Genomic DNA, 16,856 nt, shown 5'->3' with positions numbered 1-16,856 from the left:
GTTTATAAGTGATTTATATGGATGTAATTAATTTTAACATACGGAAATTCGTACACAGGGGGGGGGGGGGTGAGAGCTGGAATTTTTCTTTTAATTTTAGTGTTCCTGCTTTCCCTTTCTTTCTCTGCAACTTCAGCAGGCAATATTGCTGTTAGTGGAGATTCTTTTGACGACATAAATAATGTTATTAATACTGCTAATTCTGGAGATATTATTCAATTAGGCTCAAATACATTTAAAAGTAATGGTTCGGTAATTAGAATAACTAAGGAAAATTTAACTTTTACGGGTGCTTCTGCTACTAACCCTGCAACATTATCTGGAGAAAACATCAGCAGAATCGCATGGGTTAATGCAAACAACATCACATTTAAATACATTAAATTTATCAACGGAAATGGCAACACTTTAGGTGGAACAGCTATCCTTACCTACTCTAAAATAACTGTTGACAACTGTACTTTTTCAAATAATGCTGGAGAAAGTGGAACAGCCATTTTCATATATCCTCAAGCATCTAACTCGGTAATAAAAAATTCTATTTTCCATAACAATCTAGGAAACCAACCAGGCACAGATAATTTTGTTCAAGGAGGAGCAATAAGATCTGGTACAACAAATTTAACAATCATAGACTCAACATTTACTAACAATTTCGCCCTAAATGACGGAGGAGCCATTTCCATAGCCAATGGAACAGGAACTAAAATCATAAACTGTAAATTCATTAATAACAGCGCAAATATAGGCGGAGCAATCAGAATCTCTGATTGCGAAGTAACTATTAGCAACTCCATATTTAATCAAAACAATGCAAACAGCATAGGAGGAGCAATATTCATATTTAATGGAACAGCCACAATATTAAACTCTAACTTCACATCTAACAAAGCAAATAACGGTGGAGCATTAGAATTATACAACAGAACAAATAATGACAACAAAATAATCATCTTAAAAAACTTAATCTTTGACTCCAATATTGCCACAAGCATGGGTGGAGCAATTCATACTCTAATTCCAATTAAATATCTAAATGACTCTACATTTAAAAACAATTCTGCCATAAATGGAGGAGGAATATACTCTTTAAATGATTTACAAATTAACGCAGTTAATTTCTCACAAAACACTGCTACCACGTCTGGCGGAGCAATTTATGCAAATGGTCAACTAAGCATTTCTTCTAAATCTAATTTTACCTCAAATAATGCAAATAATGGTGGAGCCATATATGCTCTTAAAGATTTAAATATTTCTAACTCCATATTTAGCAAAAATAATGCATCTAATAATGGTGGAGTATTATATATCAATGGAGGAACAACTAGAATATTAAGCAACTCAAATTTTTCATCTAATAATGGTGTCAACGGTGGTGCGATTTATTCTAATGGTGTATTAAGTATTGTTTCAGCTAATTTTAATGATAATCTTGCAACTGGTAGCGGTGGAGCTATTTATTCTCTTAAAAACTTACAAATTTCTTCATCTAAGTTCAATGGGAATAATGCATCTAATGATGGTGGTGCATTGTATTTGAATGGTGGAGTTACAGCTATTACTGGTAGATCTACTTTTAATGACAATAAAGCTATTGATGGTGGTGGAATTTACACTAATTCTAATTTAACCGTTAATTCTATTGGATTTTCAAGTAATGTTGTTAGTTCTAATGGTGCTGGGTTATATATTAACAGTGGTACTGTAAATATTTTAAATAATTCTAATTTCACTAATAATAAAGCGATTAATGGTAGTGGAGTTTACAGTAATGGTAAATTAGCTGTTAATAGTGTTTTATTTTTAAATAATAATGCATCAGCTAATGGTGGAGCTATTTACAGCTTAGATGATTTAAATATTTCTAATTCTATATTTAGCAAAAATAATGCCATATTCAATGGTGGAGCATTATATGTCAATGGAGGAACAACTAGAATATTAAGCAATTCAAATTTTTCATCCAATAGTGGAATTAACGGTGGTGCAATTTACTCTAATGCTGTATTAAGTATTGTTTCAGCTAATTTTAATGATAATCTTGCAACTGGCAATGGTGGAGCTATTTATTCCCTTAAAAACTTACAAATTTCTTCATCTAAGTTTAATGGAAACAATGCATCCACTAATGGCGGAGCATTATACTTAAATGATGGAATTACAACTATTACGGGTAAATCTAGTTTTAATAATAATAAAGCCATTAATGGTGATGGAATTTACACTAATTCTAATTTAACCATTAACTCTGTTGAGTTTTCAAGTAATATTGCTAGTTCTAATGGTGCTGGATTATATATTAGCAGTGGTGCTGTAAACATTTTAAATAATTCTAATTTCACCGATAATAAAGCTATTAATGGTAGTGGAGTTTACAGTAATGGTAAATTGGTTGTTAATAGTGTTTTATTTTTAAATAATAATGCATCAGCTAATGGTGGAGCTATTTACAGCTTAGATAATTTAAATGTCATTGCTACTAGTTTTAATAAGAATAATGCTAATTTAAATGGTGGTGCATTGTATTTAAATGGTGGAGTTACAACTATTACTGGTAAATCTAGTTTTAATGACAATAAAGCCGTTAATGGTGGTGGAATTTACACTAATTCTGATTTAACTGTTAATTCTATTGGATTTTCAAGTAATATTGTTAGTTCTAATGGTGCTGGGCTATATATTAATAGTGGTACTGTGAATATTTTAAATAATTCTAATTTCACCGATAATAAAGCGATTAATGGTAGTGGAGTTTACAGTAATGGTAAGTTAGTTGTTAATAGTGTTTTATTTTTAAACAATAATGCATCAGCTAATGGTGGGGCTATTTACAGCTTAGATGATTTAAATGTCATTGCTACTAGTTTTAATAAGAATAATGCTAATTCAAATGGTGGAGCAATATACCCACTAAATGGATCAGTTACAATATCAAACTCTAACTTCACCTCTAACAAGGCAAGTAATGGTGGAGCATTAGGATTATACAACGAAACTATTGATAATAATCAATTAATTATATTGAAAAACTTGATTTTTGACTCAAATGTTGCTACAGATATGGGTGGGGCAATTTATACTCTAATTCCAATTAAATATCTAAATAATTCTGTATTTAAAAATAATTCTGCTATAGATGGCGGAGGAATCTATTCTTTAAATGATTTACAAATTAATGCAGCTAATTTTTCACAAAATACTGCTACCACATCTGGTGGAGCAATTTACACAAATGGCTTAACTAGTATTTCTTCTAAATCAAGTTTTACCTCAAATAATGCAAACAATGGTGGAGCCATATATACTTTTAAAGATTTAAATATTTCTAATTCCATATTTAGCAAAAATAATGCCATATTCAATGGTGGAGCATTATATGTCAACGGAGGAACAACTAGAATATTAAACAATTCAAATTTTTCATCCAATAGTGGAACTAACGGTGGCTCAATTTACTCTAATGGTGTATTAAGTATTGTTTCAGCTAATTTTAATGATAATCTTGCAACTGGCAGTGGTGGAGCTATTTATTCCCTTAAAAACTTACAAATCTCTTCATCTAAGTTTAATAGAAACAATGCATCCACTAATGGCGGAGCACTATATTTAAATGGTGGAGTTACAACTATTACTGATAAATCTACTTTTAATAACAATAAAGCCATTAATGGTGGTGGAATTTACACTAATTCTAATTTAACCATTAACTCTATTGAATTTTCAAGTAATGCTGTCAATTTTAATGGTGCTGGACTATATATTAGCAGTGGCAGTGTAAATGTTTTAAATAATTCTAATTTCACTAATAATAAAGCGGTTAATGGTAGTGGAGTCTACAGTAATGGTAAATTAGTTGTTAATAATGTTTTATTTTTAAATAATAATGCATCAGCTAATGGTGGAGCTATTTACAGTTTAAATGATTTAAATGTCATTGCTACTGATTTTAATAAGAATAATGCTAATTCAAATGGTGGAGCCATTTTCACAAACGGAGGAACTACCAATATAAACTCTAACTCAGTTTTCACAGGTAATTCTGCTGTTAATGGTGCTTGTATATATACTAATATCAATTTAAATATTAATTCAATTGTATTTTCTAACAATACGGCAAAGACCAATGGAGGAGCTTTATATCTTAATGGAGGAGTTACTAACATCTCTGGAACTTCTAATTTTACAAACAACCGTGCTATAAACGGTGGAGCAATATACTCTAAAAGCAAACTATTTATTTCATCATCTTTATTTTCCCTAAACGGTGCTACTGGTGGTGGAGGAGTATTATACAGTTTAAATGACCTGCAAATCATAAATTCTACTTTCAACAACAACAAAGCCAATTCAAATGGTGGAACAATATATTCCAATGCCATTTGCAAAATAACTAACTCCAGCTTTAAAAATACCAGTGGAAAGTACGGAAGTGCAATATATTCTAATAAAACTTTAAATTTAACTAATGTTGCCTTTAGTGGCATTAAAATGAATGTTGTTATGGTAGTTACCTTACTTAATGGTGTGAAATACTATTATAATGTAGAAACTGAAAAATCTTCTAGTCCTACTATTGTCAAAGTAGTTTTAACTAAAAATAACAATATCGCAAATGCCATTTGGCAAACAAGCTCAGGAAATACAGTCATCAATAATAAAAAGCAAACACCTAATAGTGCTTTAGTAAAAGAAAAGGTAGTGCTAAATAATAAATATTCTGCTACAACTAACTCCAGTGGAACAGCCATTATCAAACTCAAGCAAAATACACTAAGCACTTTTAATGGACTGACAAAAAATTCAGACAACTACAAATACAACTTCTCAGTAAAATACAATGGAAATAACTTATATTCAGCAGCTTCAAGCTCTTTAATAGCCAATGCTAAAATAACAAGCCATAAAGTTGACAGCTATTGGAATCTAATGACAAAAGAAGCAGGAAGCTCCCAAATTAATATTAGCTACCAAGTAAATAAAAACGGCTGGTATAAAAAAATAAATAATAAATGGGTAAAACAAACCAAAATCCCAAGTATATCAGGAAAATGGTATGTCCAAAACTCAAAAACCAAAAAATATTCCCCTATTAAAATAAAGAAATTTCCAAGTAGCTACAAAACTACATACTATGGCAAGCATACTGAAAATCTTAACACTGGTGCCAATAATAAATTAAAGCCTTATGTCTTAACCACTTTAGCAATTTCCACAACAATAAATGGAAAAACAACAAAATATAACCAAAAAGCTTATGTGGCTTCGAACATTAGTATCTATTTCAAATCTTCATTATCTGACAGCTTAAAAAAGAAATATGTAAACTACTTGAAATCCACTCCAAATTGTCCAAATAATAATGAAAAAATAACTGGACAAATTGTTAAAATATTTAGCACAAATATTGCTGGCAAAATTACATCTTACAGTAAATCAGTAGCAATATTTAACTGGGTAAAACAAAAAGAAAAGTACGACTTGTATGAAAATACTAAGTGGGGTGCTGTTAAGTCCCTTGATCGAATTCTACACACAAATGATGCTAATATGAATTGTGCTGACCACTCACACTTAGTAAATGCAATGCTACGAACTGTGGGCATTCCAGCAATTTATGGAAATGCAGTTTGTGACTTTGGTTCTAAAAATTGGCCTCATTATTGGGCTATGGCTTATATAGAATCGAATAACAAATGGGTTTACTTAGATGCTATTCATTCATACTATAAATATGACAATCCTCCATGGAAGATTGTTAGTACCGATGGTCGTGGAGCCTTCTACTCTGTCTCAGATTTAAAAATCAAAGCAGATGTTAAATTAAGGAGATGATAATTATGGAATTAAAAAAAATAATTTATATATGCATTGTAATTTTGTTAGTTATAATATGTGCTGGATTAATTTATAATTTAGATGATGATAATGAAAGTAATAAAAATTCTACTAAAATAGCGAATACTACTAATACTGCTAAAAATAGTACTAATAATATTACCAATAACATTACCAACAATATTACTAATAATTCTCCAAAAAAAACAAGTTTTAATAAAAATATTAAAAATGTACCTAATAATGTACCTAAAAATTCCAAATTATCATATAAAAAAACAGTTTCGATAGCTACAAAAGTAGCTAAAAATGAATTTGGAAATAAAATATATGTAAAATATACTGGTTATACATACACTACTGCTCATATACACCTAAATAAACATTTATATTGGGGTTTTGATGTTTATAATCTTACAAATAATAAACTTTTAGGTGGATTTTGGATAGAAGACTTAACTGGTAAAGTAGACTTATTTTAACAATATCCTACTGCTATTTTTGTAGATATTAATATTTAAGGGTAATGAAAGAGATATATATTTTTGCATTTTTTGAGAATGTAACTTTTTGTGGAGTTTTTTCTAAAATTTTCAGTTTTATTTATAAATGTTTATAAATAAAAAGCAATTTTTTCCAAAAAACTCCACACTTTTTTACAATCTCCATTTTTTATAAATAAATACTTTTGAATTTATAGTTTATATATTATAAAAGGTGATGAAATTGTTGTTTAATGGAAATAATGCATCAACTAATGGTGGAGCATTATATTTAAATGGTGGAATTACAACTATTACAAATAAATCTACTTTTAATAACAATAAAGCTATTAATGGTGGTGGAATTTACACTAATTCTAATTTAACCATTAACTCTATTGAATTTTCAAGTAATATTGTTAGTTCTAATGGTGCTGGACTATATATTAACAGTGGCACTGTAAATATTTTAAATGATTCTAATTTCATCAATAATAAAGCTATTAATGGTAGTGGAGTTTACAGTAATGGTAAATTGGTTGTTAATAGTGTTTTATTTTTAAATAATAATGCATCAGCTAATGGTGGAGCTATTTACAGTTTAAATGATTTAAATATCTTTGCTACTATTTTTAATAAGAATAATGCTAATTCAAATGGTGGAGCCATTTTCACAAATGGGGGAACTACCAATATAAACTCTAACTCAGCTTTCACAGGTAATTCTGCTGTTAATGGTGCTTGTATATATAGTAATAGCAATTTAAATATTAATTCAATTATATTTTCTAACAATACTGCAAAGACCAATGGAGGAGCTTTATATCTTAATGGAGGAGTTACTAATATATCTGGAACTTCTAATTTTACAAACAACCGTGCTATAAACGGTGGAGCAATATACTCTAAAAGCAAACTATTTATTTCATCATCTTTACTTTCCCTAAATAATGCTACTGGTGATGGAGGAGTATTATATAGTTTAAATGATCTACAAATCATAAATTCTACTTTCAACAACAACAAAGCCAATTCAAATGGCGGAACAATATATTCCAATGCCATCTGTAAAATAACTAACTCCAACTTTAAAAATACCAGTGGAAAATACGGAAGTGCAATATATTCTAATAAAACTTTGAATTTAACTAATGTTGCCTTTAGTGGCATTAAAATGAATGTTGTTATGGTAGTTACTTTGCCTTATGGTGTGAAATATTATTATAATGTAAAAACTGATAAATCTTCTAGTCCGACTATTGTCAAAGTAGTTTTAACTAAAAATAACAACATTGCAAATGCTATTTGGCAAACAAACTCAGGAAATACATTCATAAATAATAAAAAACAAAAGACTAATAGTGGTTTGGCAAAAGAAAAAGTGGTACTAAATAATAAATATTCTGCTACAACTAACTCCAGCGGAACAGCCATTATCAAATTCAACCAAAGCACACTAAACACTTTTAATGGATTGACAAAAACTTCAGAAAACTACAAATACAATTTTTCAGTAAAATACAACGGAAATAGTCTATACTCAGCAGTTTCAAGCTCTTTAATAGCCAATGCTAAAATAACAAGCCATAAAGTTGACAGCTACTGGAATCTAATGACAAAAAAGACAGGAAGCACCCAAATCAATATTAGCTACCAAGTAAATAAAAACGGCTGGTATAAAAAAATAAACAATAAATGGGTAAAACAAACCAAAATCCCAAGCATATCAGGAAAATGGTACGTTCAAAACTCAAAAACCAAAAAATATTCCCCTATTAAAATAAAGAAATTTCCAAGTAGCTACAAAACTACATACTATGGCAAGCACACTGAAAATATTAACACAGGTGTCAACAATAAATTAAAACCTTATGTTTTTACCACTTTAACAATTTCCACTAAAATAAATGGAAAAACAAGCAAATACACACAAAAAACTTATGTAGCTTCTACCACGGATATATACTTCAAAGATGATTTAACAAGTAAGGAAAGATTAAAATATAATGAATCATTGATAAATCATGCTGAAAATAAAAAATGGGTTCATGTTAATCATTCTGTTGTAAAAAAACAATTAATAACTCTTTTAAGAGATGACAAAGATAGCAAAATCAATGGTGAGTTAACTTCCCTATCAAAGGCTAAAGCTATTTATACCTGGGTTGGAAAAAAAGAGAAATATTCTGGCTATAGTGACAGTCATCATAGTGATCTATGGTCAATTGAAAAAATAAATAAAATTAAAGGCAATGGATCTAAGAACATAAATCTTATAAACTGTGCAGATCATTCAAACCTAGTAGTTTCTTTACTTAGAACTGCTGGAATACCTGCTGTCTATGCACATAGTAAGGTTTATGGTGGTCATTATTGGGCTTGTGCTTATGTTAAATTAACAAAAAATGGAAAAACTTTAACAGCTTGGCACTGGCTAGACACAATACATCCTTACTTTAAATACAATAAGTCACCAAAAACAAAAGGAGAGTTTAAAGACTACCCTAAACTAGCTATTGATTCTAAGAAATACCCAAATGACGAAAACATGGTTACAAAGAAAGATTTAAGAAATCATCTTAATTATGGGTTCTAATGAAAGTTAATTCAATATTTTATATAAAAAAGGAGTGATTTCAAATGTTAACTAAAAAAATATGTTTATTTACTGTTGCAATATTCATAGTATTGCTATGTGCTAACTGTGTGAGTGCTACTACTTATAATATTAACAACTCTACTGATTCTGACACCATTTCTAAAATGATCAGCGGTGAATTACCAATAAAAAATGGCAAATTCATTAAAAATGGAGACATAATCAAATTCAAAGAAGGAAACTACCAAAACTTAAAATTAACCATTAAAAAAAGAATTAAACTAACCACTAACAAAAAAGAAATAAATAAAGTTAAATTCATAGGCAAAGGTAACGGTGTTTTCATCAACATCAAAGCCAAAAACGTAAAAATTTACGGATTAAACATAAAAAATTATGACCTTGCAATCAAAGCAAAGACAAACAACAGCTATTTTAACAAAATAACTTTTTACAAAAACGGAATCAAAATATCTGGAAACAAAAACAAAATATACAAAAACAACTTTACCCTTTCAGACATTGACACACAAGGAAAAAACAACACAATATACTCAAACAAAATAAAAAAAAGCAACATAAAAACTGGAGGACATAGAACCATCATTTACAAAAACACAATAACAAACTCCTACACCACCACAAAAGGAAGCAAAAACTTAATAATAAGCAACAAACTTTACAAAACATATATAACTACCCAAGGCAAATTAAATAAAATTTACAAAAACAAAATAACCAAAGGTAACATAAACGCTGGAGGACATGGAACCACTATCAATAAAAATAACTTAATGCACTCTTACATTACCACTAATGGAAATAAGAATTTAATAATAAGCAACAAACTTTACAAAGGATTTATCTCTATCCAAGGTAAATTAAATAAAGTTTATAAAAACCAAATCTATAAAAATGATATAACTAGCATTGGTATTTATGGATCACATAATACCATATACAAAAATACTATTTCCCAAGCCCAAAATGGAATTGATATCAACGGCAATAAGAATATCATAACTAAAAATAAAATTATTAAATGCATATATGGAATTATATATCAAGAAAAAAACACTATTTTCAAAAATAACATTTTTAAAAAAAATAAAAAGAATATCCTGTACAACCCAATTGTTTATCCAGAATAAGCATAATATAAATTTTTGAAGATATTTTTTAAAATATCTTTTTAAACTTTTTTAGGAGATTTTTCCATGCTAAAAAAGAGCATTTTTGTATTTATCGTGATTTTATCAATTTTCATACTTATTGGTAGTGTTAGTGCAGCCACTTATAGTATTAGTAACTCTACTGATTCTGACACTATCTCTAAAATGATTAGTGGTAAAATACCTATTAAAGATAGTAAATTTATTAAAAATGGAGATGTTATTAAGTTTCGTGCTGGAAATTACAACAATTTAAAACTGATTGTTAATAAAAGAATTACTATAACCACAACTAAAAATTCAAAAGGTAAAGTACGATTTATTGGAAAAAATAAAGGAATAGCTATTAATCTAAAGAATAATAAAAATAAAAAAGCAAACATAATTGGATTAAAGATTTCAAAATACGACTATGGAATCTATGGAAAACTAAACTCAGGAAAAATAAGCAAAAACCTTTTTTACAAAAATTTAAACAAAGCAATAGCTATTAAAGGCTCTAAAAACTCAATTACAAATAATAGATTTATTAAAAGCATAAGTGGGCTAAATATTATATGAAATTATAACAAAGTTCATTATAACAAAATTAAAGGAAATCCTATCGGCAAAAATGAAATGGATTTTTCTGAAAATGGATTAAATATTGTTGGAAATTATAATTCCATTTATAAAAATAAAATTTATTATTTCAATTCAGGCATACATATTCAAGGCAACAAAAACATTATTAAAAAAAATTCTGCATACAAATGTTCTGAAGGCATGGGCTTTTCTTTTGGTAAAAAAAACTCAGTAAGCTATAACCGCATTTATCACAGCACGAACAATGGAATTTTCATCAACGACGATGAATCAAAATATAGTTCCAATAAAATTAGCCACTCTGGTAACTCTGGGTTAGTAATTTTAGGTTCTTCAAACAATGCTTATAAAAACAAACTCTATAAAAATAGCATTGGCATCTCTTACTTAAAAGGTAACCATATTTCTTCAAATATTCTAAGTAAAAATAAGAAAAACCTTAAAAAAATCTCTATTGAATCTTTAGGAGAATATTAACACATAACCTTAAAAGAGCATTCTTAACCAGAATACTCTTTTTATATATTTTATATCAGGAGGTCTGATTTACATGAAAAAATTAAGAATTTAAATGATTATTCAAGATGCTTTTAGATAAATATAGGATTATTTTCTAAAAATACGGATCAAATCAATTCTAATTTTTAAAAAAACTTAATAAAATTCTTATATTTTAATTTAAACTATTTCTATAAAGTCAATTTTTTAATGATAATAATTATTGTGGATTTTTTGGCATTGTTAAAATCAAAATATTGACTTTTAGAATATTGTTTTTAAAGGCCAGATAAATTGTACTTTTATAAAAATATTAAGAAGAAAAAAGTCAGATTTAGAATAATTGTTATGCAGCATTTTTACTTTTATTAACAAGTTTTAAATAACTCAGTTATATTATATATTATTTAATGATTAATAAATTCAAGTTTTTTCTAAGGCTTAAAATAGCTAAACTATTGCTCTTTTTTCATAAAAAAAATTTTAATGATAATACTTAAAAACAAAAATAATCTTCTTGGAAAGGTTTTTTTAAGGATAATTTCTTTAAAGAATTTAAAAAATTTATTTGATGAATTTAATGTAGATTTAATTCTTTTTATTGGAAATAATGAGAATAATACTATCAATAATAACAGCAGTAGTAACAGCAGTAATAGCAACAATAACATTAAATTGATAAATAGTCTATTGGAAAATGATTTTAAATTTAATTTTAATTCTTCTTCTATTTCAAATGTTTCTTCAATTGAAAATATAGTTTCTGGAGTTTTAAAAAAAGAAATTAACATTTCAATTTTTAATTTAAACAATAATGCTCTTGAAAATAATGTCTTAAATAATATTATCAAGGGTTTAAAGTTTTCAGCTATTATTTTAATGGATTATAAAATAAAAAATAATGAAAATTTCTTAATTGATGAATATTTTAATGTTTTTGAAGAGAATATGGATTTAATAGAAAATTTCAATGAAGGAATTTTAATAGCTAATGCAGATAATCCTATTTCAGCACATATTGGTAAATTAAAAGAGGCAGATCTAATTGTTAATTTTTATAGTGTAGATACTCCAGATTTAACTTTTTCTGAATCAAATGGTTTAAATTGCTCTAATGAGTCTAATAATCCTAATATTTCTAATTCTAATGAATTTAAAATTAAATGCCCTAAATGTGGTGAAAATCTCCAATTTTTTCATAAATTCAGCTTAATAAATGGAGTTTTTAAGTGTACATGTGGATTTAGAAGACCTGGTGCTAACGTAAAGATAATAGCTATTGATTTAAATAAAAACCCTCCAATGATTCATTTAAAAGGAAATCCATATAATTATCAAATAAATAGCTATTTTTCATTTGATTTTGAATTAGAAATTCCATTTTTAAGAGAAAATTTAATTTATCCTTCTCTTTTAGCCATTACTTTTTATGCCTCCTTTACAAAAAATCCAGAGTTACTTGAAAGAAATTTAAATAAGGTTTTTTCACCAAATCTACAATTTAATAAATTTAAATTATAATTATTAAATATGGTTATTTATAGAGATAATAGTATTGATTTCAGAACAGAAAAATATCTGGAATTAGAAAAAAAATTAAAACAACAGTCTAAATGATGCAAACAAATATTGTAAATTTTATTAGCTAAAAACAAATATAATTATTTAATAAGAGATGAAAATTATGCCAGGGTTATTTGAGGATTATAAAAAATTTGAAGATATAATGAGTAATTGCACTTATAGAGATGATTCATTAGATACTAGTAAATACCCTTTTTTAGCACCTACAACTCTAATCCCACTGTTATGTGAAATAGAAAGAAGAAAGATAAATAAAATAATTACAAATGAAAAAACACATGACTATGTGAAGTTGATTTTAAATAAGGAAAAAACCAGTACCACAACTCCTTATACTATTTTACCAGTTAGGAGAGAAATGGACGAGGATAATGAGTTAGCTATGAATATGGCAAAATTAATAGGTGATGATTATGGGGGATTACAAACACGATATCATATACTTAATGAGTTAATTACTAATATATATGGTCATACTCCATTTGATGAAGGGTATGCAACTCAAGGATATATTTATGCACAAGAATATCCTAGTGTAAACAAAGTTGATTTTTGTGTTATGGATGATGGATTATCAATTCCTGGAAAATTTGAACTTGCAGATATTCCTTTTGATGATGATTGCCATGCTATTGAAAAAGCAATAACTAATGGAATAACCACTATTAAAAATGAAGAGCAAAATAGAGGTTTTGGCTTATTCACAATATTGAGGCTTGTTATGGAAGGTAATGGAGGCAGTGCATTAATTGTTTCTAGGAAGGGTTGTTTAGATATAAAAAACAAAGATAAATATAAATATAAGTTACTAGATAATAATAGTATATTCAAAGGCACTTTAATATCTTTAAAATTAAACAAGTATCCTGTACAAAATTTTTATAAATATATGGAATCAGAGGGTATAAATCCTTATAAATATAAAAAAATTAAAAGAGAGTGAAAAAATGAATTCTAAAGAAGATTTAATTGAAATTAAGATTATAGAATCAATACATCCAAATTTAGGGATGAATTCTTCAGCTAGAAATTTGTTCAAAAAATTAAATAACACCTCTGCTAAAAATATTAAAATTGATTTTACTGATGTTGCTTTTATGAGTCGATCATTTACTCAAGAGTATATTTACCAAAAAAGCAAAACTAATAAAATTATAAAAGAGGTCAATGTTCCTGAAGATATTGTACCTATGTTTGAAATTGTTGAAAAAAATTTTAATCATGTAATAAAACAAATATAATATTATGTTTTTATATTTTCACTATTTAATTTAAGTAATCAATTACATTGCTTACTTATTTTTTTTAATATTTATTATTACTTTTTCTTATTTTAGTATTATAATTTTTATTAATTGTTCTTGATAAAACTTTAAATCCAATATAATTTTTGGTTTGATGAGGTTGTAAAAAATTGTGGAGTTTTTTTCTCATGTTGCTTGTTTTGTCATATTGAGTGCTAAATATTCAAGTATTCTTTCAATTTTTTTATATATTAATTAATACTTTTCATTGTTTTTTCATTATTTCTATATAATATTATTTATTGAGTATTTTTTTAATCAATTAATGTTTTTTAGGTATTGTGAATATAGATAAGAACATAAATTATATTTAAAAATAGTTAAATATAGTATTTAAAAATAGTTAAATATAATAATTAAAAATAGTTAAATATAATAAATTGTAAAATAGAACATGTGATAAAATGACTAAAAATGAGTTTGAAAAGCCTGAGGACATTGATTGGGAATTCTTTTGGAAAAAAATACTTAAATCTGAAAAATCAAAACCTAAAGATTGGAATAAAGAGGCAAGGAGTTTTACTAAAAGATCAAAGCAAGATGAATATAGAGAAAATTTTCTTTCAAAATTAGATTTAAATAAAGAGTTTACTGCTGTTGATCTAGGTTGTGGTGAAGGTTCTATTACAATTCCATTATCAAAACATCTCAAAAATCTAACAGCCATTGATTCATCTGAAAATATGCTGGAAATATTAGATGAAAGGCTAAAAGAAAAAAATATTACTAATGTGAACATCATTAATAAAACAATAGAAGATGTAAATGTAAATGAAATTGGAAAACATGATATTGTTTTAGCTTCACGTTCTATGAATGGTATAATTCCTATTAAGCAAACAATACAAAATATTAATGAAATTGCTGAAAAGTATGTTTATATGACTATTTTTGGTTCAAATAGCTGGAAGTTTGAAAAAGGCTTTTACAGATCTCTTGGAAAAGAAAATCAGCATTATGCTCCTTATTATTACTTATTTAATATTCTAGTTTCTATGGGTATTTATCCTAATGTTGAAACTTTAGGGATTGAAAAAACAAGGACTTATGAAAGTGTTTTCGATGCAATGGAAAATGGAAAATGGCGACTTGATTCATTGAGTGATGATGAAAAGAAAAAATTGAGAACTTATCTTAAAGAAAACCTTATAGAAAATGATGAAGGAAAACTATTCCATCCAGATGATAGAGCAGATTGGGTCTTGTTTTGGTGGAAAAAATAAAAAGAATTTTTTCTTATTTCTTTCTATTTAATTTCTATTATTTCTATTTAATTTTTTTATTTAATTTCTATTATTTCTATTATTTCTATTTATTTTCTACTTAATTCATATTATTTTTATTTAATTTATTTAGTTCATATTTAATTTTTTTATTTGCTTTTTCTAAAAATAAATTTGTTTTTATCTTAAAAATATGAATAAAAATTCCATGATATTGAAAATAGCTTTCCCTTTCCATTTAAATTATGGCTTAAAGTGTTTAATAATTTCATTTCATTATAATTTATATTATTTTCCTCATTTATATTGTTTATAGTTATTATGGTTTTATTCTCATTAAACTGAATAGAATCAACGTCATAATGGCTTAAAATTATATTAATTCCATTTTCATTTAAATTTAAAACATCTACTTCATAATGGTCGCTGTGGCTTCCTAAAATAGCTATTGAAATCCTTAATATTATTATTATGCTTAAAATAATTACAGGCATTAATCTTTTTATTGTACTAAGTACATTTCTTTTTATGTTGCAACCTATATTGAGTTTTAAGGATTTTTTAAAGAAAATCTTAAGTAAATATTCCACATAATCTCCGTTAAAATAGATTAAAATTATTCCTATTAACCCAATGGCAAATGGTGTTGAGAAAAAACCTCCATCAAAGCTTCCTATTATTAAACAAGAATAAGAGAATATTAAAATAATTTTTTGAAATACATACTTATTTTTTAATGAAAACACCATTAAAATAAACAATATTGGAAGAGCTAATAAATAAAGATTAGCTATTTGTGGAATATAATGGTAAAGTGAAGTTCCATTATGAATTCCATTTAATGTTCCAGATACTGCCAAATTAAACACATTAGCAATGTTTAGAATAATGTTTCCAATAATTGATTTGAAAATGTGGCTGTGAAGTAGGCTAGTTGATGTATAATCATTTCCTAAGATTACCACTGTTGTTAAGCTATTTAGTCCTAAATTACTGTGAAGAATTATTTCTAAAATAAGTCCAAAAATAGCTATTATCAATGAAAATATTATAATTATTTTTAATAATTTATCAGACTTTATCTGTTTTACTTCTAATCTATTTTTTAGTTTTAGATTATTATTTAATTTCAGATTATCATTTAATTTTAGATTATCATTTATTTTTTGTTTATCATTATTTTGTAATTTATTAGCTATTTGGAAAAATAAGTTTGATAAAACGATAAATATTCCTATTAATATGAAAAAAATAATGTCTTTTCCTTTTGAAGACCCCATAAGCATTGATTGCATTATTGGGCGAATAAATAAATCTAAATAACTGTTAAAATATATAAATATTCCAAACAAGATGAATAAAACTCCAATCATATATGAAAACAGTGTTTTATTTTTTTTAAAGAAAATTTTTTCCATTTTATTACTCTACTTAAATAATTTTTTACCTTTAATATTTATTTACTTTATTTAATTAATTATTCTTTAATACTCATGAAATTAGATTTATAAAGTTATAATGAATTTTATAATGAAAATAAGTATAAATATTTAATAAAATTCTATTTTAAT

General features: G+C 26.4%; 10 protein-coding genes and 1 pseudogene. 10 read left to right on the top strand and 1 reads right to left on the bottom strand.

The genetic code is table 11. From position 1 onward, the window contains the following. Positions 1-69: 69 nt before the first annotated feature. From MBCUR_RS07150 to MBCUR_RS07105, 10 genes and pseudogenes are all read left to right on the top strand, one after another. A complete protein-coding gene (locus MBCUR_RS07150) occupies positions 70-5,835 on the top strand; it encodes a transglutaminase-like domain-containing protein (RefSeq protein ID WP_067092032.1) in 5,766 nt (1,921 codons plus the stop codon). Between the two features lie 5 nt (positions 5,836-5,840). Then, positions 5,841-6,320 (top strand): hypothetical protein, encoded by a 480-nt coding sequence (locus MBCUR_RS07145; protein WP_067092031.1) that lies wholly within the window; start codon positions 5,841-5,843, stop codon positions 6,318-6,320. A gap of 244 nt (positions 6,321-6,564) precedes the next feature. Next, complete coding sequence (locus MBCUR_RS07140) at positions 6,565-8,916, top strand: transglutaminase-like domain-containing protein (RefSeq protein ID WP_169805813.1); 2,352 nt, start codon at positions 6,565-6,567, stop codon at positions 8,914-8,916. Between the two features lie 44 nt (positions 8,917-8,960). Beyond that, a complete protein-coding gene (locus tag MBCUR_RS07135) occupies positions 8,961-10,070 on the top strand; it encodes a NosD domain-containing protein (protein WP_067092027.1) in 1,110 nt (369 codons plus the stop codon). Between the two features lie 66 nt (positions 10,071-10,136). Beyond that, on the top strand, positions 10,137-10,652 hold the full coding sequence (locus MBCUR_RS07130; protein ID WP_067092025.1) for a hypothetical protein: 516 nt from the start codon (positions 10,137-10,139) through the stop codon (positions 10,650-10,652). Between the two features lie 18 nt (positions 10,653-10,670). After that, positions 10,671-11,153 (top strand): annotated as a pseudogene (locus MBCUR_RS07125) (NosD domain-containing protein); the annotation flags it as partial. 507 nt (positions 11,154-11,660) lie between these two features. After that, positions 11,661-12,695 carry a hypothetical protein gene (locus MBCUR_RS07120; protein WP_067092020.1) on the top strand — a complete coding sequence of 345 codons (1,035 nt, stop codon included), beginning with the start codon at positions 11,661-11,663 and terminating at the stop codon, positions 12,693-12,695. A gap of 163 nt (positions 12,696-12,858) precedes the next feature. Beyond that, complete coding sequence (locus MBCUR_RS07115; RefSeq protein WP_067092018.1) at positions 12,859-13,701, top strand: ATP-binding protein; 843 nt, start codon at positions 12,859-12,861, stop codon at positions 13,699-13,701. A gap of 4 nt (positions 13,702-13,705) precedes the next feature. After that, the gene (locus MBCUR_RS07110) at positions 13,706-13,999 is read left to right on the top strand and encodes a DUF4325 domain-containing protein (RefSeq protein ID WP_067092016.1); all 294 of its coding nucleotides are present in this window, start codon (positions 13,706-13,708) and stop codon (positions 13,997-13,999) included. A gap of 467 nt (positions 14,000-14,466) precedes the next feature. Further along, positions 14,467-15,285, top strand: a complete 819-nt coding sequence (locus MBCUR_RS07105) for a class I SAM-dependent methyltransferase (protein ID WP_067092013.1) — start codon at positions 14,467-14,469, stop codon at positions 15,283-15,285. 185 nt (positions 15,286-15,470) lie between these two features. On the opposite strand, the gene MBCUR_RS07100 is transcribed toward MBCUR_RS07105, so the two are convergent. Next, entirely contained in the window at positions 15,471-16,703 is a 1,233-nt protein-coding gene (locus MBCUR_RS07100; RefSeq protein WP_067092011.1) for a hypothetical protein, read from the bottom strand. Between the last annotated feature and the right edge of the window lie 153 nt (positions 16,704-16,856).

The sequence above is a fragment of the Methanobrevibacter curvatus genome (assembly GCF_001639295.1).
GTDB classification, from domain to species: domain Archaea; phylum Methanobacteriota; class Methanobacteria; order Methanobacteriales; family Methanobacteriaceae; genus Methanoflexus; species Methanoflexus curvatus.
Note: the sequence above shows the minus strand (reverse complement) of the source record. Positions and strands in the feature narration are given on the sequence as shown.

What these genes read in the sequence shown, in the direction of transcription:
- MBCUR_RS07145 (WP_067092031.1), top strand. Translation starts at nt 5,841, where the DNA reads ATGGAATTAAAAAAAATAATTTATATATGCATTGTAATTTTGTTAGTT.
- MBCUR_RS07135 (WP_067092027.1), top strand. Translation starts at nt 8,961, where the DNA reads ATGTTAACTAAAAAAATATGTTTATTTACTGTTGCAATATTCATAGTA.
- MBCUR_RS07130 (WP_067092025.1), top strand. Translation starts at nt 10,137, where the DNA reads ATGCTAAAAAAGAGCATTTTTGTATTTATCGTGATTTTATCAATTTTC.
- MBCUR_RS07120 (WP_067092020.1), top strand. Translation starts at nt 11,661, where the DNA reads ATGATAATACTTAAAAACAAAAATAATCTTCTTGGAAAGGTTTTTTTA.
- MBCUR_RS07115 (WP_067092018.1), top strand. Translation starts at nt 12,859, where the DNA reads ATGCCAGGGTTATTTGAGGATTATAAAAAATTTGAAGATATAATGAGT.
- MBCUR_RS07110 (WP_067092016.1), top strand. Translation starts at nt 13,706, where the DNA reads ATGAATTCTAAAGAAGATTTAATTGAAATTAAGATTATAGAATCAATA.
- MBCUR_RS07105 (WP_067092013.1), top strand. Translation starts at nt 14,467, where the DNA reads ATGACTAAAAATGAGTTTGAAAAGCCTGAGGACATTGATTGGGAATTC.
- MBCUR_RS07100 (WP_067092011.1), bottom strand. Translation starts at nt 16,703, where the DNA reads ATGGAAAAAATTTTCTTTAAAAAAAATAAAACACTGTTTTCATATATG.